Source organism: Pseudomonas sp. SDO524_S393, assembly GCF_054071875.1.
The window spans coordinates 1-23,859 of record NZ_JBSVVZ010000009.1 but is presented as its reverse complement, the minus strand read 5'-3'; the positions used below and the strand labels follow the sequence as shown (position 1 = coordinate 23,859).

General features: G+C 61.3%; 19 protein-coding genes. 16 read left to right on the top strand and 3 right to left on the bottom strand.

Annotated features, from left to right (window positions below; translation table 11 throughout):
• Positions 1-12: 12 nt before the first annotated feature.
• Positions 13-1,560 carry a type VI secretion system protein TssA gene (gene tssA, locus ACW9IB_RS06320; protein WP_457412794.1) on the bottom strand — a complete coding sequence of 516 codons (1,548 nt, stop codon included), beginning with the start codon at positions 1,558-1,560 and terminating at the stop codon, positions 13-15.
• Between the two features lie 473 nt (positions 1,561-2,033).
• On the opposite strand from tssA, the gene ACW9IB_RS06315 reads away from it, so the two are divergent.
• Positions 2,034-2,549, top strand: coding sequence for an Hcp family type VI secretion system effector (locus tag ACW9IB_RS06315; RefSeq protein ID WP_457367981.1), 516 nt, complete (start codon positions 2,034-2,036; stop codon positions 2,547-2,549).
• A gap of 53 nt (positions 2,550-2,602) precedes the next feature.
• On the opposite strand, the gene ACW9IB_RS06310 is transcribed toward ACW9IB_RS06315, so the two are convergent.
• Complete coding sequence (locus tag ACW9IB_RS06310; protein WP_457412793.1) at positions 2,603-3,424, bottom strand: aldo/keto reductase; 822 nt, start codon at positions 3,422-3,424, stop codon at positions 2,603-2,605.
• Between the two features lie 106 nt (positions 3,425-3,530).
• Between ACW9IB_RS06310 and ACW9IB_RS06305 the strand changes: the two genes are divergently transcribed.
• The 15 genes from ACW9IB_RS06305 (at position 3,531) to ACW9IB_RS06235 (ending at position 22,759) form a co-directional block, all read left to right on the top strand.
• Entirely contained in the window at positions 3,531-4,025 is a 495-nt protein-coding gene (locus ACW9IB_RS06305) for a DUF1543 domain-containing protein (protein WP_457412791.1), read from the top strand.
• A gap of 104 nt (positions 4,026-4,129) precedes the next feature.
• Positions 4,130-5,230 carry a polyamine ABC transporter substrate-binding protein gene (locus ACW9IB_RS06300; protein WP_457412789.1) on the top strand — a complete coding sequence of 367 codons (1,101 nt, stop codon included), beginning with the start codon at positions 4,130-4,132 and terminating at the stop codon, positions 5,228-5,230.
• Positions 5,231-5,255: 25 nt separating this feature from the next.
• On the top strand, positions 5,256-6,674 hold the full coding sequence (locus ACW9IB_RS06295; RefSeq protein WP_457412788.1) for an aminotransferase: 1,419 nt from the start codon (positions 5,256-5,258) through the stop codon (positions 6,672-6,674).
• Between the two features lie 65 nt (positions 6,675-6,739).
• On the top strand, positions 6,740-7,588 hold the full coding sequence (locus ACW9IB_RS06290) for a response regulator transcription factor (RefSeq protein WP_457412786.1): 849 nt from the start codon (positions 6,740-6,742) through the stop codon (positions 7,586-7,588).
• 110 nt (positions 7,589-7,698) lie between these two features.
• Positions 7,699-7,980: a peptidylprolyl isomerase gene (locus tag ACW9IB_RS06285; protein ID WP_431753212.1), complete on the top strand. Its 282-nt coding sequence runs from the start codon at positions 7,699-7,701 to the stop codon at positions 7,978-7,980.
• A 131-nt stretch (positions 7,981-8,111) separates the two neighbouring features.
• Positions 8,112-9,971, top strand: a complete 1,860-nt coding sequence (locus ACW9IB_RS06280; protein ID WP_457412785.1) for an extracellular solute-binding protein — start codon at positions 8,112-8,114, stop codon at positions 9,969-9,971.
• Entirely contained in the window at positions 9,971-11,032 is a 1,062-nt protein-coding gene (locus ACW9IB_RS06275; RefSeq protein ID WP_457367974.1) for a microcin C ABC transporter permease YejB, read from the top strand. The genes ACW9IB_RS06280 and ACW9IB_RS06275 overlap by 1 nt, the downstream gene beginning before the upstream one ends.
• Positions 11,032-12,054, top strand: a complete 1,023-nt coding sequence (locus ACW9IB_RS06270; RefSeq protein WP_457412783.1) for an ABC transporter permease — start codon at positions 11,032-11,034, stop codon at positions 12,052-12,054. The genes ACW9IB_RS06275 and ACW9IB_RS06270 overlap by 1 nt, the downstream gene beginning before the upstream one ends.
• A gap of 10 nt (positions 12,055-12,064) precedes the next feature.
• The gene (locus tag ACW9IB_RS06265; RefSeq protein ID WP_457412782.1) at positions 12,065-13,636 is read left to right on the top strand and encodes an ABC transporter ATP-binding protein; all 1,572 of its coding nucleotides are present in this window, start codon (positions 12,065-12,067) and stop codon (positions 13,634-13,636) included.
• A 143-nt stretch (positions 13,637-13,779) separates the two neighbouring features.
• Positions 13,780-15,186, top strand: coding sequence for a sigma-54 interaction domain-containing protein (locus tag ACW9IB_RS06260; RefSeq protein WP_457412781.1), 1,407 nt, complete (start codon positions 13,780-13,782; stop codon positions 15,184-15,186).
• Positions 15,187-15,471: 285 nt separating this feature from the next.
• Positions 15,472-16,863, top strand: a complete 1,392-nt coding sequence (locus ACW9IB_RS06255; RefSeq protein ID WP_457367970.1) for a GntP family permease — start codon at positions 15,472-15,474, stop codon at positions 16,861-16,863.
• Positions 16,864-16,870: 7 nt separating this feature from the next.
• Positions 16,871-17,644: a 3-hydroxybutyrate dehydrogenase gene (gene hbdH / locus ACW9IB_RS06250; RefSeq protein WP_457367969.1), complete on the top strand. Its 774-nt coding sequence runs from the start codon at positions 16,871-16,873 to the stop codon at positions 17,642-17,644.
• A 160-nt stretch (positions 17,645-17,804) separates the two neighbouring features.
• Positions 17,805-19,757 carry an acetoacetate--CoA ligase gene (locus tag ACW9IB_RS06245; protein ID WP_457412780.1) on the top strand — a complete coding sequence of 651 codons (1,953 nt, stop codon included), beginning with the start codon at positions 17,805-17,807 and terminating at the stop codon, positions 19,755-19,757.
• A gap of 140 nt (positions 19,758-19,897) precedes the next feature.
• Positions 19,898-22,435 (top strand): PAS domain-containing protein, encoded by a 2,538-nt coding sequence (locus ACW9IB_RS06240; protein ID WP_457412779.1) that lies wholly within the window; start codon positions 19,898-19,900, stop codon positions 22,433-22,435.
• Between the two features lie 48 nt (positions 22,436-22,483).
• Positions 22,484-22,759, top strand: a complete 276-nt coding sequence (locus tag ACW9IB_RS06235) for a peptidylprolyl isomerase (protein WP_034098324.1) — start codon at positions 22,484-22,486, stop codon at positions 22,757-22,759.
• A 110-nt stretch (positions 22,760-22,869) separates the two neighbouring features.
• Here ACW9IB_RS06235 and ACW9IB_RS06230 read toward each other — a convergent pair whose 3' ends face one another.
• On the bottom strand, positions 22,870-23,775 hold the full coding sequence (locus ACW9IB_RS06230; protein ID WP_457412777.1) for a sugar kinase: 906 nt from the start codon (positions 23,773-23,775) through the stop codon (positions 22,870-22,872).
• Between the last annotated feature and the right edge of the window lie 84 nt (positions 23,776-23,859).

Below are 23,859 nucleotides of genomic sequence, written 5' to 3'. Positions count from 1 at the left end.
TGACTCGAAAGGCTATTCAAGTACCGCTTCGAGATCGAAGCGGCACAACCTTCGGTGGGTATCTTCCTTACGCTCGCGCACGGCATGACTTTGCGGTGACAACTCACAGCAGCGGTACAACAGGTGGGCAATTTGAAGGGCCAGCTCCGGCTCCCAACGATCAAGACCTGCGCTTTGCAATTCATGGTCGAGGTGTTCGAGCTGGATCCTCGCCAAGTCGTGTTTGCCCGCCTGCGCACACAACCGAGCCAGTGCCAGTCGCCAATGAAAACGAGCCCGTTCGCCGCCAGCGTGGGACATGCCTTGCTTGAGTGCATGTACCGCGGGCTTGAGCCCTTCCTTTCTCAACGTTGGCATCACGTCATGCAAAGCGGTCTCCCAAGGCAACGCACCGACATCCACCGGCAGACACGGCGAGTGTTTTTTTTCCAGGTGTGGAGCTACATGGAGGGTGATCCAGTCACGCGTTGCAGTTCCCGCAAAGGGCGCTCCATCGTGAAAGCGAAATTCGGGCAACTCCGGCAGGCGTTGAAGCAACAAGGCGAACGTCACTTCCAGCTCGGTCATGGCCGGTCCGGCCTGCAAGGACTCAAGGCAGGTCCAGAGCATATGCAGCCCGTCAAACCAGAACAAAGCCCCCGCCAGAGTGGCCTCCAGCTCAAGCACCAGGTCGGCGTGATGTCCCTGCACAAGGCGCTCCTGATAACGCTTGAGCTTGTCGGGCGCCGGCGCACGCAGTGCCGTGACACGCTCTTTGTCAGCCTCGGGGTAATTGCCGACGACCAACCATGCCAAGGTTCGGCTCAAGCGCAAGGCGCGCAGGTCGGTGGCGCTCTGACGCAGCCACCAGGTGCACAGGACGCGTGCCTGTTCCTGCAGCATGCGCAACACTCTGTGCGCGTCTTTTTCGTTATCGACAACTGTTTCGGGAGTGAACAAGCGAGTGGCAGCCTGCTTGACCTGAGCAATCACGCCGCTCGCCTGCGGCTCCCCGGATTCGACAAGGTGCTCCAGACGCTGGGCCAATTGCCTGCGTACCGGCAACAACAGCGGTGCCTCCTCTCCCAAATGCAGGGTCCATAGCTCATCGAGCCTGATCAGGTGTTTCAAGACAGCCTGGAAAAGCGGCTGCTGGTCCTGCAGTGAGAGCGGCTGGGCGAACAGGGGCTCGAGGCGCAGCACCAATGCACTGAACGCCGCTGCACGGGTTCGTGTTTTCTCGGGATAGACCACTGCCCACTGGTGCTCACAGAGATGACGCAACAGCCCAAGCCCCGCCAGCAGCCCGGCATAGGATTCGCGCTGGTGCAGCGCCCACGTCAGCCGGACCACGACCCTCAAGTCTTTGGTGTGCTGGCGCAGCAGGCATTCGCTGATATCAATGATCTTCTGCCAATCCGGCTGCCCCATGCCATGGATCGATTGTGCCTTGCGCCACTCGGCCTCAAGCGCTTCATACTCATTGGAAAAACGCATGTCGTCACCCGCAAAACTTGTTTGCGAGCAAGGCAAAAGTGCAAGTTCCAGATAATGAGCACAGAGCTTTTCCGAATAATCCATTAACGGTCCACGCAGCGATAAAAAGTAAAAACCCAACTAGCCGCAGCCAGTCGTTATGCAAAACCGTATTTGATCTTTCTTCGTCTTTCACGAAGTCTGCAAACCTTAGCCATGCAAAAAATATTCAGCAAGCAAGCGAATGACACTTAAGCAATTTCCTACAACCTTTAAAAAACAAGACCTGCGCAGCGTATTGCGCAGCTAGATACTGACTACCACGCGACACCCGCCCTATTTCCTAGTTGCAACCTCAACTATCAACATGAGCAACTAAATGCGCACTTATGTGCAAACAACCTCACCTAAAAATCCGTAAAACACCTGAACTTCGCGCCCAATCAAAACAACAACACCCACCTTTCAACGTATTCATTGGCTTTCATTAATTCAGGCACGCTTCTTGATATAGGCAATTGCCCACTCGGAATACTCACCGGCTGGGTCTACCTCTCAATCAGGCAAGGAAACCATTTATGCCAACACCCGCGTACCTCTCCATTACCGGTGTCAAACAGGGTTTGATTACCGCGGGCACGTTCACCCAGGACTCGGTAGGCAACATTTACCAGGAGGGCCATGAGGACCAGATCCTGGTGCAGGGTTTTTCCCATCAGGTGATCATTCCCCGCGACCCGCAATCGGGTCAGCCGACCGGGCAGCGGGTCCACAAACCACTGATGATCAGCAAGGTGTTCGATAAGTCTTCGCCGCTGTTGTTCAGCGCGCTCACCAGCGGCGAGGAGGTCAAATGCCGACTGGAATGGCTGCGCACCTCCCCCGCCGGGACTCAGGAACACTACTTCACCATCGAGCTCGAAGGCGCGACCGTTGTGGACATCCAGTCGCGCATGCCCAATTGCCAGGACCCCGACAATGCCCACTTCACCCACCTGGAGGATGTGTACTTCGCCTATCGCAAGATCGTCTGGACACACGAAGTCTCCGGCACGTCCGGCTCCGATGACTGGCGCAGCCCTGTAGCAGGCTAAGTCGACCTCTCGCGGAAACGGCTGCCAGGGACGGCGCCGTTTCTGCCGGTCGGCTACACCATGGCGAGCGGATGCTTGCGCTGAGGCGCACCGAATACGCGGTCGATGGCGTCCAGGTCGTGCTGATCGAGTACCAGGTTGGCTGCGGCGGCATTGAGACGCACATGCTCAGGCGTCACGGCCTTGGGGATGGCGATCACACCCTGCTGACGCACCACCCACGCCAGGGACACTTGGGCAGGCGTAACCCCGTGACGACGGGCAATCTGCTTGAGCGTAGGACTGGACAGCAGTGCTCCACCCTGGGCAATCGGACAGTACGCCATCAAGGGCAAGTGATGCTGTTGCCACCAAGGCAACAGATCGAATTCGATGCCGCGCTCTTCGATGTTGTAGAGCACCTGATTGGTGGCGCAGGCCGTAGAGCTCAGCGCCTGAAGGTCGGCCACGTCAAAATTGGAGACACCCCAGCGACCGATCTTGCCTGCCTCACGCAAACGCTCAAAGGCTTCGACGGTCTCATCCAGGGGATACTGGCCACGCCAATGCAACAGATACAGATCGATAAAGTCCGTACCCAATCGCTGCAGGCTGGCCTCGCATGCTCGGGGCACCTCCTTGTGACTGGCGTTGTGCGGATAAACCTTGCTGACTAGGAACACGTGATCGCGCCGACCATGAATGGCTTCGCCCACAACGATTTCGGCGCCACCTTCAGCGTACATTTCAGCGGTATCGATCAGGGTCATGCCCTCGTCGATGCCCAGTTGCAGCGCCGCGACTTCGGCGCGACGCTGGTTCGGATCTTCACCCATGCGCCAGGTACCCTGGCCGATCACAGGCACAGGCACACCGGCCAGATCAATGGTTCGCATGACAACCTCCTGACGAGTTAGGGGATTATCAGTGTGGCACTGACTGGACAGAAGGGTTCAATCGAAGGATGGTGGCTACCTGCCAAATCATCAGGAAGACCCTGCAATGCTGTTTGTCGCGATGCTCGGGGGCAAGCACCCACGGGCCCGGATCGAAGTTCATGATGTGGTGTTCGCCGTGGGCGACTCCCTGCAAGCCACCTACCCGCAGTTGCGCGACGCCTGGTTCGGTAGCCCCAAGGGCGTGCATATCGATTCATGGATGGCGGTCGAAGGTGTCGACGGCTGGAAAATCAACCTCAGTCACCTCGCGCCCACGGCGGATGCCCATCGCCTGTATTTCATCAACCTTGGCGGCTACGAGGCCAATCGTTTCGGTGAAGCCCACCACTACCTGTTGGTGGTTGCACGCAACAAGCAGGAAGCGACCCGCAAAGGCAAGCAACAGATGCTGCGCCACTGGACCCAGCCCCATACCGATGGCGTGCTGGATATCGACGACTGCCTGCCCATCGACCTGGTAGACGGTCGCTACCTGCATCTGGTACCAGGTCCGCATGCGCCCATCGTCCAGCAGAACGACTATATCGTCCTGGCCTGACCCACTGCCCTACCCGAACGGGGTATGGCGCACAAGGGTGACCTGCCTGACAGTGCAATCAGTCCCTCAGCCTGATAACAAGCACAAACTCAAGGTGGGTCCCCATGCATAAAGCCTTTATCGCTCTGTTCAGCGCCGTCGTATTGGCCTCATCCCCCTTGAGCCGGGCCGCCGACGACCCGGGCAATACCTTGCGCATCTACAACTGGGCGGACTATATCGGCGAGACCACCTTGGCGGACTTCGAGAAGGCCACCGGCATCAAAGTCATCTACGACACCTACGACTCCTACGAAACCGTGCAGGGCAAACTGCTTTCTGGTCGCTCGGGCTATGACCTGACACTGCTAAACGCCTCCCTGGTGCCGCTGCTGATCAAGGGCAAAGTGTTTCAACCGCTGGACAAGTCCCAATTGCCCGATTGGAAAAACCTTGACCCATTGGTGCTCAAGAGCCTGGAAACCCATGACCCGGGCGTCACTTACTCGGCGCCCTATACCTGGGGCAGCAACGGCGTGACGTACAACGTCGACATGATCAAGGCACGCATGCCGGATGCGCCCATCGGCTCGCTGGCGATGATTTTCGATCCAAAAATCATCTCGAAATTCGCCGACTGCGGCATCACGTTCATGGACTCGCCCACCGATATGATCCCCCTGGCCCTGACCTACCTGGGCCTGGACCCCAACAGCGCCGCGCCCAAGGACCTCAAGGCCGCCCAGGATGTGCTGATGGCGGTGCGCCCCTACATTCGCAAGTTCGACTCCAGTGGGTTCATCAACGGTCTGGCCAACGGCGACCTGTGCCTGGCCACCACCTGGTCCGGCGATTACGCCACGTCCCAGGCCCGCGCGACGGAAGCCGGAGCCAAAATCAATCTGGACTACTTCATTCCCAAGGAGGGTTCGCTGATCTGGTTCGATAATTTCTACATTCCCGCCGATGCGCCCCATGTGGCCAACGCGCACAAGTTCATCGAATTTCTCCTGCAACCCGCCACCCTGGCCGGCGTCAGCAACACCATCCATTACGCCAACAGCAACCTGGCGTCCAAGCCGTTGGTCAACGCCGATATCCGCGACAACCCGGCCATCTACCCCGACTCCGCGACGATGCAGCGCCTGTTCACTCAAAAAAGCCAGCCCCAGGCTGCCGTCCGCCTGATCACCCGTACCTGGAATGCCGTCAAGACCGGCAAGTGAACCCCAGCCATTGAAGGTAAATGCCATGACTCTGCCAAATCCCGAATTTTTCGCCCAGTTCGATCACGACAAGCTGGACGCCGCCGACAAGGCCCACTACATGCACGGTTTCCATATGTTCGACGAACACCGCGAACAGGGTTCGTTGAATATTGCAGCGGGTAACGGCGCCTACATCTACGACACCCACGGTAATCGCTACCTGGATGCCGTCGGTGGCATGTGGTGTACGAATATCGGCCTGGGCCGTGAAGAAATGGCCGACGCCATCGCCAATCAGGTGCGTCAGCTGGCTTACTCCAACCCGTTCTGCGACATGGCCAACGTTACCGCCATCGAGCTGTGCGCCAAGCTCGCCAGCCTGGCTCCGGGCGACCTTGACCACGTATTCCTCACCACCGGCGGCTCCACCGCTGTGGACACGGCCTACCGGCTGGTGCAGTTCTATCAGAACAGCCGTGGCAAACCGGCCAAGAAGCACGTCATCTCGCGCTTCAGCGCCTACCACGGCTCCACCTTCCTGACCATGTCCATCGGCAACAAGGCGGCCGACCGCGCGCCCGAATTCGACTTCATGAGCGACCTGTTCCACCACATCTCCTGCCCGAACTACTACCGCGCGCCGGAAGGCATGAGTGAAGCCGACTTCCTCGACTTCCTGGTGAACGAGTTCGAAGACAAGATCCTGACCCTGGGCGCGGATAACGTGGCCGCGTTCTTTGCCGAACCGATCATGGGCTCCGGCGGCGTGATCATTCCTCCCAAGGGCTATCACCGCCGCATGTGGGAAGTGTGCCAGCGCCACGACTTGCTGTACGTCGCCGACGAAGTGGTCACCTCGTTCGGACGCCTCGGCGCGTTCTTCGCCTCGCAGGAAGTGTTCGGCATGCAGCCGGATATCATTACCACCGCCAAGGGCTTGACCTCGGGTTATCTGCCCCTGGGCGCGTGCATCTTCTCCGACCGCATCTGGCAGGTGATCGGCGAGCCGGGCAAGGGCCGCTGCTTTACGCACGGGTTCACCTACAGCGGTCATCCGGTGAGTTGCATTGCCGCCCTGAAGAACATCGAGATCATCGAGCGCGAGCAACTGCTGGCCCATGTGGAGGATGTCGGCGTGTACCTGGAACAGCGCCTGCAAACCCTGGCCGAGCTGCCGTTGGTGGGGGACATCCGCTGTCAGCGCCTGATGGCCTGTATCGAATTCGTCGCGGACAAACGCACCAAGGCCCTGCTGCCGGATGCGGTCAACATCGGCGAAAAAATCCACCTGCGCGCCCAGGCCAAAGGCTTGCTGGTGCGTCCCATCGGTCATTTGAATGTGATGTCGCCGCCGCTGATCATCACCCATGCCCAAGTGGATGAAGTGGTGGAAACCCTGCGCCAGTGCATCCTCGACACCGCTGCCGAACTGCGTGCCAGCGGCGAGTACCAAAGCCGATGAGGCCTGACGCCGAGCCTGTCTCGGCGTTTTTGCCTGGGCACAGGCGGGCGGGTAGACTGGCCGTCATGACGACCGCCTGCCCTGCCCCGACCCTGCAGCAACTGGAAGCCTGGCATCACGCCCTGGCCCAGGCCCTCATCCATGTGGACGAAGCCTCGTTCCTCGAACACCTGGCCACCGCGTTGTGCACCCTCACCCCCATCGAATCGATGATGATCAGCCTGGAGCGCCAGGGCCTGGCGCCGCATCTGCTCTACTCCCAGGGCATTCCCCGGGCGTATCAGGACGAAATCATTCATCGCTACTTTTCCCGGGGCTACCTGCTGGACCCGTTCTGCCTGGCGGTGGACAAGGGGCTGGCCGAAGGTTTCTACCACCTGGCGCAGATTGCGCCGGACGATTTCTTCAACAGCGAGTACTACAAGACCTATTACCTGCGCAGCGGCGGTGCCCAGGAAAGTTATTACATCGTCGACCTGGGCCCCTGCAGCAAGATTTCACTGTGCATGTTCCAGGGTTTGAGCGCCGGGCAATTCAGCGAAGACCAGTTGGCCTTGCAGAAGTCGGCGCAGGCCATGGTGCGCGAATTGCTGCGCCGCTTCGGCACCACCGGCGGGCTGGCCCGGATGGTCAGCGATGAGGCATTTAACCAGACCCAGGCCCATCAGCAGATCGAGGCGGCGTTCATGGGATTCGGCAGCGGCGTGCTGACCGTACGCGAGCGCGAAATTGCCCACTTGATCCTGCGTGGTCACTCGGTGAAATCCACCGCCCAGGTGCTCGGCATCTCACCCGAAACCGTGCGCATGCACCGCAAGAATCTATACACCAAATTGGCGATCAACTCCCAGGCCGAGCTGTTTGCCCTGTTCATCGAATGGCTGACCCGCAGCGGCGCCATGGCCCGCGCCTGAACCACAGCCTCCCCGGCTGGCGGGCCGTTCAGGCAATCCATGGGAACTTTGCCGGGAAATAACCGCCTGAATCCGGTAGGCTCACCCTTTTCACTCAAGGAGTTATTCCCATGGCCAAAGCCACCGCCCGTCACATCCTCGTTTCCACTGAAGCCAAGTGCAACGAACTCAAGGCCCAAATCGAAGGCGGCGCTGATTTCGCAGAAATTGCCAAAGCCAACTCCAGCTGCCCGTCCAGCCGCGACGGCGGCAACCTGGGTTCGTTCGGTCCTGGCCAGATGGTCAAGGAATTCGACACCGTCGTGTTCAGCGCCCCGGTCAACACCGTGCAAGGCCCGGTGAAAACCCAGTTCGGCTACCACCTGCTGGAAGTCACCAGCCGCCAGGACTGATCCAGTCTGTGCTGATGCTATAAACAACGGCCCGCCTTTTGGTGGGCCGTTGTGCATGGGACGACTGGCGACGCTGATGCCGTTAGCGTACAAATCTCTATCTCCTGTTCACGCGGCGCTCAAGGCTGACAATGCGACTGGCTTTTTCCAACCTGTTAGGCTCCACCCTGGCCCTGCTGCTGGCCAGCAGCGCCGTGATCGCGGCGCCCCAGCCCTACCTCACGGTGTACGGCGAACCGGCCAAGTACCGTGCCGGCTTTACCCATTTCGATTACACCAACCCCAACGCCCCCAAGGGCGGTAGTTTGAAGCGCTCGGCCATCGAGATCGGGCGTTTCGATCATGTGCTGCCGTATATCGACAAGGGCATTGGCGTGTCCCAGGTCGACGGCTGGCTGTACGCCCCTCTGGCCCAGCGCTCTCTGGATGAGCCCTACACGGTCTACGGCCTGGTGGCGGAAAAGATGGAGCGTTCGGACGATGGTCTGTGCCTGCGCTTCTACCTCAACCCCAAGGCACGCTTCGCCGACGGCAAGCCCATCACCGCCGAAGACGTGCGCTACAGCTTCAATCTGCTGATGACCCAAGGCAGCCTGCGCTTTCGCACGCTGTTTGCCGACGTCAAGCACGTGGAAGTGGAAGGCGAGCGCCAGGTGCGCTTTGACTTCTCCAGCAACGAAAACCGTACCCTGCCCCTGGACATCGCCACCTTGCCGGTGTTTCCCGAGCACTGGTGGAAAACCCGCGACTTCGCCAACGGCGGCGGCTACGAGGCGCCCTTGGGCAGCGGCCCGTACAAGGTCAGCAAGATCGATTCCGGCAGCACCATCACCTTTACCCGCGACCCCAATTGGTGGGGCAAGGACTTGCCCGTCAGCCGCGGCCTGTACAACTTCGACCACCTGAGCCTGGAGTATTTCGGCGATACCGAAGTGGCCCGCCAGGTGCTGCGCGGCGGCGCCTACGACTTCAACCGCGAATTCTCCGCCACCGGCTATTCCATCGGCTACAACGGCCCGGCGCTGGATGACGGGCGCCTGCAGCGTGCCCATCTGGCCAAGGACATGCCGCAGCCGGCCCAGGGCTACGTGTTCAACGTGCAAAAACCCATGTTCAAGGACCGCCGCGTGCGCCAGGCCCTGGCGATGCTGTGGGATTTCGAGTGGGCCAACCGGCAGATGATGCGCAACCTGTATATCCGCCAGCAGAGCTTCTTTTCCAATAGCCCGCTGGCCGCCAGTCAACCGCCGACCCAGGAGGAACTGGCGATCCTGGAACCGCTGCGCGGGCAAGTGCCCGACGAAGTCTTCACCCAGGTATTCAAGGCTCCGGTTACCGACGGCAGCGGCATGATCCGCGACAAACAGCTGCAAGCCCTGGCCCTGCTGGAGGACGCCGGATGGAAGCCGGTGGGCGACAAACTGGTCAACGCTGACGGTGAGCCACTGGAATTCACCTTCCTCAACGCCCAGAGCGGCATGGAACGCCTGCTGCTGCCCTACAAGCGCAACCTGGCGCAGATCGGCATTACCCTGAATATCCGTCGCATCGACTCTTCACAGTATGTGAACCGGGTGATGGCGCGGGACTACGACATGATCGTCACCGGCTTCCCTGTCACCACTTCACCGGGCATGGAGCTGTACAACTACTTCGGCTCCGAAGCGGCGTTCGACCCGGGCGCCAACAACTACATGGTGCTCAAGGACCCCGCCGTCGACAGCCTGATCAAGGGCCTGGTCAAGGCAGACACCCAGGCGCAGATGCTCACCTACGCCCATGCCCTGGACCGCGTGCTGCAATGGAATTACCTGTGGATCCCCAATTACTACCCGCCGGGCACCTCGGCTGCGTGGTGGAACCGTTTCGGCCGTCCGGCCATCGAGGCCAAGAATGACGAAGCCCTGGAAACCTGGTGGGAAATCAGTCCCGTGCCGTTGACCAACGAACAAATGCAAGCCGAGCTTAAAAAACGCGGAGGCGCTCGCTGATGTTTGCCTATATCGTGCGGCGCCTGCTGCTGATCATCCCGACGCTGGTGATCATCCTGCTGGTGAATTTCGTGATCGTGCAGGCCGCGCCCGGCGGGCCGGTGGAACAGGCCATCGCCCACCTGCAAGGCATCGGCGGCGGAGCCGTCGGCGGGTCATCCGGGGAAGGCATCAGCGGCGGCTCCCGTGCCAGTCGGGGTCTGGATCCCAAGCTGATCAAAGACATCGAGAAACAATATGGCTTCGACAAGCCGGCGCCGGAACGTCTGTGGCTGATGCTCAAGAGCTACGCGCAGCTGGATTTCGGCAACAGCTTCTTTCGCGGCAAGACCGTGATCGACCTGATCCTGGAGAAAATGCCGGTCACCATTTCCCTCGGGCTCTGGGCCACCTTGATCACCTATCTGGTGTCGATCCCCCTGGGCATTCGCAAAGCGGTGCGCCATGGCAGCAGCTTCGATGTGTGGAGCAGTACCGCCATCGTGATTGGCTATGCGATGCCTGCATTCCTGTTTGCGATGTTCCTGATCGTGGTGTTCGCTGGCGGCACATCGCTGAACTGGTTTCCGGTGCGCGGGTTGGTATCGGAAAACTTCGAAGAACTGAGCACCGTGGGCAAGATCGCCGACTATTTCTGGCACCTGGTACTGCCGGTCAGCGCGTTGGTGATCGGCGGGTTCGCCACCCTCACGATTCTCACCAAAAACTCGTTCCTCAATGAAATCACGCGCCAATACGTGGTGACTGCCCGCGCCAAAGGCTTGAGCGAACGCCGCGTGCTGTACGGCCATGTATTTCGCAACGCCATGCTGTTGGTGATCTCGGGCATCCCCCAGGCGTTCATCGCCGTGTTCTTTGCCGGCTCCCTGTTGATCGAGGTGATCTTCTCCCTCGATGGCCTGGGTCGCATGAGTTACGAAGCGGCGGTCTCCCGGGACTACCCGGTGGTGTTCGGTTCGCTGTTTATCTTCACCTTGTTCGGGCTCTTGATAAAACTGATCGGCGACCTCTGCTACACCCTGGTGGACCCGCGTATCGACTTTGCCGCGAGGAACGCCTGATGTTCAATCTGTCTCCCGTGGCCCGTCGGCGCTTCGAGCGTTTCAAGAAGAATCGTCGCGGCTGGTGGTCGCTATGGCTGTTCATCGGCCTGTTCATCCTGACCCTGGGCGGCGAGTTGATCGCCAATGACAAACCCCTGGTGCTGAGCTTCAAGAACGAGCTGTACTTCCCGGTATTCAAGCGCTACACCGAACAGCAGTTCGGCGGCCAACTGCCGTTCCAGGCCGATTACCGCAGCGACTACGTACAAAAGCTGATCAAGCAGGACGGCGGCTGGATGCTGTTCCCGCCGATTCCGTTCAGTGACGACACCCCCAACTATGAACTGACCCGCCCTGCCCCCAGCCCGCCATCGACGGTGAATTGGCTGGGCACCGATGACCAGTCGCGGGATGTGCTGGCGCGGGTGATCTTCGGCGCGCGGGTGTCGATCCTGTTTGCCCTGGCACTCACCGCCATCAGCGCCGCCATCGGCATCGCGGCGGGCGCCTTGCAAGGTTATTACGGCGGCTGGGTCGACTTGCTCGGCCAACGCATTCTCGAGGTGTGGTCGGGGCTGCCGGTGCTGTACCTGCTGATCATCCTGTCGGGCTTTGTCGAGCCGAATTTCTGGTGGCTGCTGGGGATCATGGCGCTGTTTTCGTGGCTGGCCCTGGTGGACGTGGTGCGCGCCGAATTCCTGCGCGGACGCAACCTCGAGTACGTCAAGGCCGCGCGGGCTCTGGGCCTGGGCGATGGCAAGATCATTCGCCGGCACATTCTGCCCAACGCCATGACCGCCACCCTGAGCTACCTGCCGTTCATTCTCACCGGGGCGATTTCCACCTTGAGCGCCCTGGACTTCCTCGGCTTCGGCATGCCCGCGGGCAGCGCCTCGTTGGGCGAACTGATCGCCCAGGGCAAGCAGAACCTGCAGGCCCCGTGGCTGGGCCTGACGGCGTTCTTCACCCTGGCGCTGATCCTGTCGCTGTTGGTGTTTATCGGCGAGGCGTTACGCGATGCCTTCGACCCACGCTCATGAGTGCCCCCCTATGAACCTGATCGAAATCCGCGACCTCAGCGTCGCGTTCAGCGGCCAAACGGTGGTACGCAACCTGAGCCTGGACGTGCGCCCCGGCGAATGCCTGGCATTGGTGGGCGAGTCCGGCTCGGGCAAGTCCGTCACGGCCCACTCGATTCTGCAACTGCTGCCCGAAGCCGGTACTGAAACCACCGGCTCCATCCGTTATCGCGGCCAGGCGCTGATCGGCGCGTCGGCGGCCACCCTGCAAAAGCTGCGCGGCAACCGTATCGCCATGATCTTCCAGGAGCCGATGACCTCCCTCAACCCGCTGCACAGCATCGAAAAGCAAATCGGCGAAACCCTGCTGCTGCACAAAGGCCTGGGCGGCAAGGCGGCGCAGGCGCGTATCCTCGAACTGCTTGAGCTGGTGGGTATCCAGAAACCCCGGGAACGCCTCAAGGCTTACCCGCACCAACTGTCCGGCGGCCAGCGCCAACGGGTGATGATTGCCATGGCCCTGGCCTGCGAACCGGAGTTGCTGATCGCCGACGAACCCACCACCGCGCTGGACGTGACCGTGCAGCGCAAGATCCTGCTGCTGCTCAAGTCGTTGCAACAACGCCTGGGCATGTCGTTGCTGCTGATCAGTCATGACCTCAACCTAGTGCGCAGCATCGCCCAGCGGGTGTGCGTGATGCGTGCCGGCGAGATCGTCGAGCAAGCCGACTGCCAGACACTGTTCAACGCCCCGCAGCACCCCTACAGCCGTCTGCTGCTGGACGCTGAACCCGCCGGTGACGCGCTGTGCAGTGATGAGCGCGAAACCGTGTTGCAGGTGGATGACCTGACGGTGCAATTCCCCCTTGCGAGCGGGTTGTTCCGGCGCAAGACCTGGCTGCGTGCGGTGGACGACATCAGCTTGAGCGTGCAGCGCGGCAAGACCCTGGGGATTGTCGGCGAGTCCGGCTCGGGCAAATCCACCCTCGGCCAGGCGATTCTGCGCCTGCTGGACTCCACCGGCAGCATCCGTTTCCAGGGTGAGGCTCTCGACCCGCTCAATCACCAGCAGATGCGCCCATGGCGCAAACAGATGCAGGTGGTGTTCCAGGACCCGTTCGGCAGCCTCAGCCCGCGCATGACCGTGGAGCAGATCATCAGCGAAGGCCTGGAAGTGCATGCGCCGTGCAGCCTGGCCGACCGCGATGCGCAAGTGATCCGGGTGCTCAAGGACGTCGGCCTCGACCCCGCCAGCCGTCATCGCTACCCCCACGAGTTTTCCGGTGGTCAGCGCCAGCGCATCGCCATCGCTCGTGCCCTGGTGCTGAAACCGGCACTGATGCTGCTCGATGAACCCACCTCGGCCCTTGACCGCACCGTGCAGAAACAAGTGGTGGCGTTGCTGCGCGAGCTGCAGGAAAAATATGGCCTGACCTACCTGTTCATCAGCCATGACCTGGCAGTGGTACGCGCCATGGCCCACGACATGATTGTGATCAAGGATGGCCAGGTGGTGGAACGCGGTGCGAGTCATACGGTGTTCGAAGCGCCGCAGCATCCGTACACCAAAGAACTGCTGGCCGCCGCCAATATCCCCCTGTAACCGCGGCTCCCCTTGTGGGAGCGGGCTTGCTCGCGAAGGCGGTGTGTCAGCCAGTATATTCAGCACTTATGCAACGCTTTCGCGAGCAAGCCCGCTCCCACAGGATCGCGCCCCCACCCCTTATTTGTGTTGACGCCATAACTATGAACATCACCGAAAGCCTCAAGGACTACCAACAGGTTCGCGGCCTGGCCATCCAGTCACTGTTCGAGATCATCGAGCAGTCAAGCGAAGGCACGGTGATTGTCGATCGCGACGCTAACATCGTGTGGATGAACGAGCGCTACGCCAGGCGCTTCGGGCTCAAAAGTGCCGACGAAGCCATCGGCCAGCCGTGCGAGCAGGTGATTTCCAACAGCCTGCTGCGCCAGGTGGTGCGCAACGACCAGCCGATCCTGCTGGATATCCAGGACACGCCCAAAGGCCCGCTGGTGGTGATGCGCCTGCCGATCCACGACGATACCGGCGCGGTGATCGGTGCCATCGGCTTTGCGTTGTTTGATGAATTGCGCAACCTGTCGCCGCTGATCGAACGCTACCTGAGCCTGCAACAGGAGCTGGCCTCCACCCGTTCGCTGCTGCGTTCACGGCAGAGTAAATACAACTTCGCGCACTTTATCGGCACCAGCGCCGCCAGCCTTGAAGTCAAGCGCCGCGCACGGCGCAGTGCGAGCGCAGAATCACCGGTGCTGCTACTGGGCGAAACCGGCACCGGCAAGGAACTGCTGGCCCAGGCGATCCATGGTGCATCGACCCGGGCCGGCAAGGCCTTCGTCAGCGTCAACAGCGCGGCGATTCCGGGCGACCTGCTGGAAGCCGAATTCTTCGGCACCGCGCCAGGCGCTTTTACCGGGGCCGACCGCAAGGGTCGTCCGGGCAAATTGCAGATTGCCCAGGGCGGCACGCTGTTCCTCGATGAAATCGGTGACATGCCCCTGCCGCTGCAAAGCAAATTGCTGCGGGTGTTGCAGGAAAAGGAATACGAGCCCGTAGGCTCCAACGAAATGCTGCACAGCGATGTACGGGTGATCGCCGCCACATCCATGGACCTGGAGGCAGCCATCAAGCGCGGTGAATTCCGCGCAGACCTGTATTACCGGCTGAATGTGCTGCCGATCCAGGTACCGCCATTGCGGGAGCGGCTGGAAGATATTCCGGCGTTGAGCGAAGCGATCCTGGAAGAGCTGCGCAGCCAGCATGAACTGGACCGCGAAGCCTTGGCGCTGCTGGCTCAGCATGCCTGGCCAGGAAATATCCGTGAGTTGCGCAACGTGCTGGAGCGCGCGGCGTTGTTGAGTGACGACTTGGTGTTGAATGCCCGGGAAGTACGCGCAGCCATCGGCACCTTCAGCCCCGTGGAGCGCAGCAGCGCGCGAACCATCGAGGGTGAGTCATTCAGCGCCGCACGGGAGCGGTCTGATCGGCAAATCATCACAGCGGCGCTCAGCGACTGCGAGGGCAATGTGGTGGAGGCGGCCAGGCAGTTGGGGCTTGGGCGGTCGACGTTGTACAAGAAGATGGTGGCGTTAGGCATACCCCAATCTCACTAAAGAGACAAAAATCTCCAAAAACAGACAATCTACTGTGGGAGCGGGCTTGCCCGCGAATGCAGCGGGTCAGTCAATACATCTATAGCTGATACACCGCTTTCGCGGGCAAGCCCGCTCCCACATTGGACCTCAATCTGTCTCTTGATCGAGACAAAACTCCAAGCCGTCGTCTAAAAATAATATTTTATCTTTTAAATTCAACAAGTTATCGAACTGGCACATATCTCGCTATAGCCCCTCCCACCGCAAGACCTCACAAAAATAACAATCCGATGGAGACACACCATGAGTGTGATCATTGCCCTGGCAGCGCTCGCGTTGCTGATGCTGGCGGCCTACCGTGGCTATAGCGTTATCCTGTTCGCCCCTATCGCCGCCCTTGGCGCGGTACTGCTCACCGACCCCTCCGCTGTCGCGCCCGCCTTTACCGGGGTGTTCATGGAGAAGATGGTCGGGTTCATCAAGCTGTATTTCCCGGTGTTCCTGCTCGGCGCGGTGTTCGGCAAGCTGATCGAACTGTCGGGTTTTTCCCGTTCGATTGTGGCCGCCGCGATCCGCCTGCTCGGCACGCGCCAGGCGATGCTGGTGATTGTGCTGGTGTGTGCCCTGCTCACCTACGGCGGCGTGTCGCTGTTTGTGGTGGTGTTTGCGGTGTACCCGTTCGCGGCGGAGATGTTTCGCCAGAGCAATATTCCCAAACGACTGATTCCCGCGACCATCGCCCTCGGCGCGTTCTCGTTCACCATGGACGCCCTGCCCGGCACGCCGCAGATCCAGAACATCATCCCCAGCACCTTTTTCAACACCACCGCCTGGGCTGCACCGTGGCTGGGTCTGATCGGCACGATCTTCGTGTTCTGCGCCGGCATGCTGTATCTGGCGCGCCAGCGCAACAAGGCCCAGCGCGCCGGCGAAGGCTACGGCACCGAACTGCGCAACGAGCCGGAAACCGCCGATAACCTGGCATTGCCCAACCCATGGATCGCACTGTCGCCGCTGATTCTGGTGGGCGTGATGAACCTGCTGTTCACCCACTGGATTCCGCAGTGGTACGGCAAGACCCACAGCCTGGCGCTACCGGGCATGAGCACGCCGGTGACCACTGAAATCGCCAAGCTCACCGCGATCTGGGCGGTGCAGGCGGCGTTGCTGGTGGGCATTGTCGTGGTGCTGGTGTTCGGCTTCTCGGCGATCAAGAGCAAGCTGGCCGAGGGCAGCAAAAGCGCGGTCAGCGGTGCACTGCTGGCCGCAATGAACACCGCGTCCGAGTATGGTTTTGGCGCGGTGATCGCCTCGCTGCCGGGTTTCCTGGTGCTGGCCGACTGGCTCAAGGGCATCCCCAACCCGCTGGTCAATGAAGCGATTACCGTGACCCTGCTCGCCGGCATCACCGGCTCGGCATCGGGCGGCATGAGCATTGCCCTGGCGGCCATGTCCGAAAGCTTTATTTCGGCGGCCCATGCGGCCAATATTCCCCTTGAAGTGCTGCACCGGGTGGCGGCCATGGCCAGCGGCGGCATGGACACCCTGCCCCACAACGGCGCGGTGATCACACTGCTGGCGGTCACCGGCCTGACCCACCGCGAAGCCTACAAGGACATTTTCGGCATTACGATCATCAAGACCCTCGCGGTGTTCGTGGTGATCGGCACTTTCTACGCCACCGGCATTGTGTGAGGTTTTCATGACGACATTGAACGGCAAGACCGCCCTGGTCACCGGCTCCACCAGCGGCATCGGCCTGGGCATCGCCTTGAGCCTGGCCAAGGCAGGTGCGAACCTGATCCTCAATGGTTTCGGCGACGCCAGCGCGGTGATCGCTCAGGTGCAGGCGTTTGGCGGCAAGGTGGGCCATCACCCGGCCGACGTCAGCGACCCGGCGCAGATCGCCGACATGATTGCCTACGCCGAGCGTGAGTTCGGCGGTGTGGACATCCTGGTCAACAACGCCGGCATCCAGCATGTGGCAGCGGTGGAAGACTTCCCGGCGGAGCGCTGGGATTCGATCATCGCCATCAACCTGTCGTCGGTGTTCCACAGCACGCGGTTGAGCCTGCCGGGCATGAAGACCAAGGGCTGGGGGCGTATCGTCAATATCGCCTCGGTGCACGGCCAGGTCGGTTCGGTAGGCAAGGCGGCTTATGTGGCGGCCAAGCACGGGGTGATCGGCCTGACCAAAGTGGTGGGCCTGGAAACCGCCACCAGCAATGTCACGTGCAACGCCATTTGCCCGGGCTGGGTGCTGACGCCGCTGGTGCAGAAGCAGATCGACGACCGCGCCGCCAACGGCGTCGACCCGCAGCAGGCGCAGCATGATTTGCTCGCGGAAAAACAGCCGTCGCTGGAGTTCGTGACACCGCCGCAACTGGGCGAGCTGGTGCTGTTCCTGTGCAGCGAGGCCGGCAGCCAGGTACGCGGCGCGGCGTGGAACATCGACGGTGGTTGGCTGGCCCAATAGACCAAGCACAGAAGATCGAATGTGGGAGCTGGCTTGCCTGCGATAGCGGTGTATCAGAGACAAATTAGCCAACTGACAAGCCGCCATCGCAGGCAAGCCAGCTCCCACAATTTAGAACTGTGTGATTAGGTAGACGTGTACAAGAACAAGAGGCAGCTCTATGTCCGACATCCTCTGGCAACCCTCCCCGGAACGCATCGCCAACACGCGCATGGATCAGTTCCGCCGCTACCTCAACGACCGTCACGGCGTGCAACTCAACGATTACCCGGCCCTGCACCAGTGGAGCATCGACCAACGCCCGGATTTCTGGCGGGCCATCGTCGATTTCTTCGGCGTGCAATTTCGCAGTCCGCCCAGCGCGGTACTGATCGAAGACGTCGAGATGCCCAGCGCCCAGTGGTTTCCGGGCGCCACGTTGAATTTCGCCGAGCACCTGCTACGCCGTCGCGATGATCACCCGGCCGTGGTCGCCATCAGCGAAGACGGCCAGCGCGAACAACTGACCTATGCCGAATTGGCCGCCCACGTGGCCGGCCTGCAACAGAGCCTGCGGGCGGCCGGCGTGGTTCAGGGTGACCGCGTCGCGGCATGCATGCCCAATACCTGGCAGACCCTGGTGGGCATGCTCGCCACCACCAGCCTCGGCGCCATCTGGTCCTGTTCATCGCCAGACTTCGGCACCCAGGGCGTGATCGACCGCTTTGGCCAGATCGAACCCAAGGTACTGATCACCTGTGCCGGTTATCGCTACGCCGGCAAAGACATCGACCAGAGCGCCAAGCTCAATGAAATCCTCGAACGCCTACCCTCCCTGGAACAACTGATCATCGTGCCTTACGCCCGACCTCAGGCGCAGGTTGAGGATTATCGAACCCGGGCCACTGTCACGCTGTGGAATCATTTCTATCAAGCCAGCGGCGAACCCGAGTTCGTCGCGGTACCGTTCGATCATCCGCTGTACATCCTCTATTCCAGCGGCACCACGGGCGTGCCCAAGTGCATCATCCATGGCACCGGCGGCGTGCTGCTCACTCACCTCAAGGAGCACGGCCTGCACGCCGACCTGTCCCGCGAGGACTGCCTGTTCTACTACACCACCTGCGGCTGGATGATGTGGAACTGGCTGGTGTCGGTGCTGGCCCTTGGCGCCACGGCGGTGCTGTATGACGGCTCGCCGTTTTATCCAGGACCGGAGCGCCTGATCGATCTGATCGATGCCGAACGGATCAGCGTGTTCGGGACCAGCCCCAAGTTCCTCAGCACGTTGGAGAAAGCCGGGCTGCAACCGCGCCTGAGCCATGACCTGAGCAGCCTCAAAGGTCTGATCTCCACCGGCTCGCCGTTGTCGCCGCAGAGTTACGACTATGTGTACCGCGAGATCAAGGGTGAGCTGTGTCTGTCATCCATGTCCGGCGGCACCGACATCGTTTCGTGCTTTGTGATCGGCAACCCGGTACTACCGGTGCGCCGTGGCGAGATGCAGTGCAAGAGCCTGGGGATGGCCATCGAGGTCTGGGACGAGCACGCTCGAGCCCTGATCGGCGAAAAAGGCGAGCTGGTGTGCACACGACACTTCCCCGCGATGCCCATCGGCTTGTGGAATGACCCGGACCAGAAAAAACTGCGCGCCTCGTATTTCAGCCAGTTTCCCGGTGTGTGGGCCCAGGGCGACTACGCCGAACAACGCCCCAGCGGCAGCCTGCTGATCCACGGGCGCTCCGATGCGGTGCTCAACCCCGGCGGCGTGCGGATCGGCACCGCGGAAATCTATCGCCAGGTGGAAAAGGTCCCACAGGTAATAGAAAGCCTGGCTATCGGCCAGCGCTGGCAGGATGACGTGCGTGTGGTGCTGTTCGTGCGCCTTACGGACGGCGTGGCGCTGGATGAGGCTCTGCAACAGCAGATTCGCGAGGTGATCCGCGCCAACACCACGCCCCGCCATGTACCGGCGAAAATCCTGGCTGTCACCGATATCCCCCGCACCATCAGCGGCAAGATCGTCGAACTGGCGGTGCGCAACGTGGTGCACGGCGAGGCGGTGAAAAATACCGACGCGCTGGCTAACCCGCAGGCCCTGGAGCAGTTCCGCGACCGTCCTGAACTGGCATAAAGATGAAAGGTTTCAGCTCTGAGACAGGCTTTTGAAGACAACGGCCCAATGCGTGCTATTTTTCGGGGTAGTCACTCAGCCATTTCCCACGAGATAATGGCCGTTGTCATATTTCAAAGCGTTACGCTCAGGGCTTTTTCATGAATGGAACATCCACCGGCAGCGACGCCGCAGCATTGATCGCGCGGCTGGACTGGGCACGAAGCCCTCTCGGTGAGGCCAATGACTGGCCACAAAGCCTGCGTACAGCGGTGGACATCGTCGTCCACGCGCCGATGCCGATGCTGTTGCTATGGGGCAGCCAGCTCACCCAGCTGTACAACGACGGTTTCGCACGGCTGGTAGGCAATAAACACCCGGCGGCCCTGGGCCAACCGGCGCATGAGACCTGGCCGGAACTGCAGAGCTTCACCGCGCCGGTCTATGACGCCGTCCTGGCCGGCCAGGTGCGCACCTTCAGCGAGCAGCGCTTTGTGCTGCAACGCAATCACCGCGACACCGAGATCTGGCTGGACCTGACCTACAGCCCGGTGCGCGACGAAAGCGGCAGCGTCGCCGGGATTCTGGTCACCGCCATCGAAACCAACGAGCGCCGCAGCAAGGCCCTGGAGCTGCAACAACGCTCCGAAGACAGCCTCAAGGCCCAGCACAACACCGAACAACGCCTGCAACTGGCACTGGCCGCCACCGATGCAGTGGGCACCTGGGACTGGGATATCGGTGAAGACCGCTTTATCGCCGACGCCCACTTCGCATGCCTGCACGGCGTCGATCCCAATGATGCCGGCCTGCTGCCCATCAGCGATTACCTGCAAGGCGTGCACCCCGAAGACCGTGGCATGGTGGCCCGCAGCATCAAGCACTGCATCACCTTTGGCACCGAATACGCCGAGGAATACCGCCTGTTGCAAGCCGACGGCCAAGTGCGCTGGGTGTTTGCCCGGGGCCGCTGCTACAAGGATCAACAGGGGCGCCCGGCACGTTTTCTCGGGGCCGCGCTGGACCTGACCGAGCGCAAGCACACCGAGCAGGCCCTGCGCCAGAGCCAGACCGAATTGCAGTTGATCATCAACGCCATGCCGGTGCTGATCGGTTATGTCGACCACGAAGAGCGGTTTCGCCTCAACAACAGCGCTTACCTCGATTGGTACGGCATGACGCCCCAGGAGCTGTACGGCAAGACCATCCTCGAAGTGCTCGGTGCCGAAGTCTACGCCGGGCGTGCCGACAAGATCGCCGCCGCCCTCAAGGGCAAGGCGTGCAGTTTCATGACCATCACCCCGCACCGCGACGGGCGGCCCCGTCATGCGCTGATGAAGTACCTGCCGCGCTTCAGCAATGACGGCTCGGTGAATGGTTTCTACATCTTTGTGATCGATGAAACCGAACGCAAGCTCACCGAAGAAGCCCTGCGCCACCTCAACGAAAACCTTGAAGAACGCGTGGCCCAGCGCACCCAGGCACTGGCCGAGGCCAACCAGCGCCTGCAAAACGAGATGTTCGAACGCGAACGGGCCGAAGACGCCCTGCGTCATGCGCAAAAGATGGAAGCCGTGGGCCAGCTCACCGGCGGCATCGCCCATGACTTCAACAACATGCTCACCGGTATCATCGGCAGCCTGGACCTGATGCAGCGCTATATCGCTGCCGGGCGCAGCGATGAAATCGGCCGCTTTACCGACGCCGCCGTGTCCTCCGCCCATCGCGCCGCCGCCCTCACCCATCGCCTGCTGGCGTTCTCGCGGCGCCAGTCGCTGGACCCGCGCCCCCTGGACCCGAACCAGTTGGTGGCCTCCCTGGAAGACTTGTTCCGTCGCACCAAGGGCGCGCATATCGGCCTTAAAGTACAACTGGGCCAGGATATCTGGCCGGTGAATACCGACGCCAGCCAACTGGAAAACGCCCTGCTCAACCTGGTGATCAATGCCCGCGACGCCATGCCCGATGGTGGCGATCTGCTGATCGAAACCGCCAACAGCTACCTGGACGGCAGCGATATCACCACCCTTGAACCGGTGAAAGCCGGCGATTATGTGATGCTCGGGGTGTGCGACAACGGCACCGGCATGGCGCCGAAGATCCTGGCCAAGGCATTCGACCCGTTCTTCACCACCAAGCCCATCGGCCAGGGCACTGGCCTGGGGTTGTCGATGATCTACGGCTTTGCCCAGCAGTCCGGTGGCCACGTGACCATCCACAGCGAACCGGGCCAGGGCACCTGCGTGCGCCTGTACCTGCCGCGCCTGCACGGCACCGCTTTGGAAAGCAGCCTGCCGGCGCACCTGAGCCAGGCGCCACTGGCCCTGGAGGGTGAAGCAGTGGTGGTGGTCGAAGACGACCCGGCGGTGCGCATGCTGGTGGTCAATGTGCTGGATGAATTGGGCTACACCGCGCACCAGGCCGGGGATGCACGCACGGCGCTGCCCTTGCTCGAATCGGATTTGCGCGTAGACCTGCTGGTCACCGACGTTGGCCTGCCCGGCATGAATGGCCGACAGCTCTCGGAAATCGCCCGCCAGCATCGCCCGGGCCTGCGCGTACTGTTCATGACCGGTTATGCCGAGATGGCCGCCGAACGCCAGGGCTTCCTGGAGGACGGCATGGACATGGTGGCCAAGCCGTTTTCCATTGACGTACTGGCCACGAAAATCCGCAGCATGATCAGCGTCGTCGAGTGAGTTCAGGCATAATCCCGCGCCGTTGTTGCACGTACCCGGTAGAGATCAATGAAAGCCCAAGCCCGTCATATCCTGGTGAAAACCAGCGAAGAAGCCGAACAGCTCAAGCAGCGCATCGCCAAGGGCGAAGCGTTCGATGTGCTGGCCAAGAAGTATTCCACCTGCCCGTCCGGCAAACGCGGCGGCGACCTGGGGGAAATCCGGCCAGGCCAGATGGTGGGGGCGATTGACGCGGTGATTTTCAAGAAACCCCTGCGGGTGGTACATGGGCCGATCAAGAGCAAGTTTGGCTATCACCTGGTGCAGGTGTTCTACCGCGACTAAGGGGCTTGGCTGTAAACCGCTGTCGCAGGCAAGCCAGCTCCCACATTGGACGGCGTACACCAATCAAATGTAGGAGCCGGGCTTGCCCGCGAACCGCCGCAGGCGGCCATTCACCGAGGAATCAAGGCGCCCGGCACCTGAATGACCCGACTGGCCAGCCGATGCCCCGCAGCGCCAGCCTGCTCGGGCGAACCACCCTTGAGCCGACTCGCCAAGTACGCCGCGCTGAAGGAATCCCCCGCCGCCGTCGTGTCCACCACCTTCTCGACCTTCACCGCCGGCACCGCAAACCGCTCACCCGCGCAACGAATCAAACAGGCATCGGCCCCACGCTTGAGCACCACCTCTTCAAGCGCGGGATACGCCGCAAACACCTGCTCACTGTCGGCATAACCAAACAGCGCACGCTCGTCATCTTCGGTCAGCAAGGCGATATCCACCTCGGCCAGGACCTTGCGATAGGCCGCGCGCGCCGCCTCGAGGCTGGCCCACAAACGCGGCCGGTAGTTATTGTCGAACACCACCTTGCCCCCGCGGCGACGGGTTTCGATCAAAGCTTGCAGCAAGCGCTCTCGCCCGACTTCACCCAGCACCGCCAGGGTGATACCGCTGAAATACACCACGGCGTAATCCGGCAATGCCGCCAGGATCGGCTCGGCCGCAGGCGTGGTGAAGCAGTCACGCACGGCGGCTTCGTTGCGCCAGTAGAGAAATTTGCGCTCGCCGCCGGCATCGGTCTGGATGCAGTACAAGCCCGGCAAGCGTCCCGGCAGGCGCTGGACCATACCCAGGCCCAGGCCTTCTTCGGCCCATTGCTGGCACATGGCATCACTGAAGCTGTCGTCACCCAGGGCGGTGACGTAGTCGACACTGGCGCTGTCGCCCAGCTCGCGGCGCAGGTACACCGCCGTGTTCAGGGTGTCGCCACCGAAGCTTTGGTGCAGGCTGCCGTCGGCGCGGTGTTGCAGTTCGATCATGCATTCGCCGATGAGGGCGATGCGGGGTTGGGTGGTCATGGTCAATGTCTCGGGTGTTCTGGAGGGCCCCATCGCAGGCAAGCCAGCTCCCACAGTTGAAAATATTCACAATTCAAAATGTGG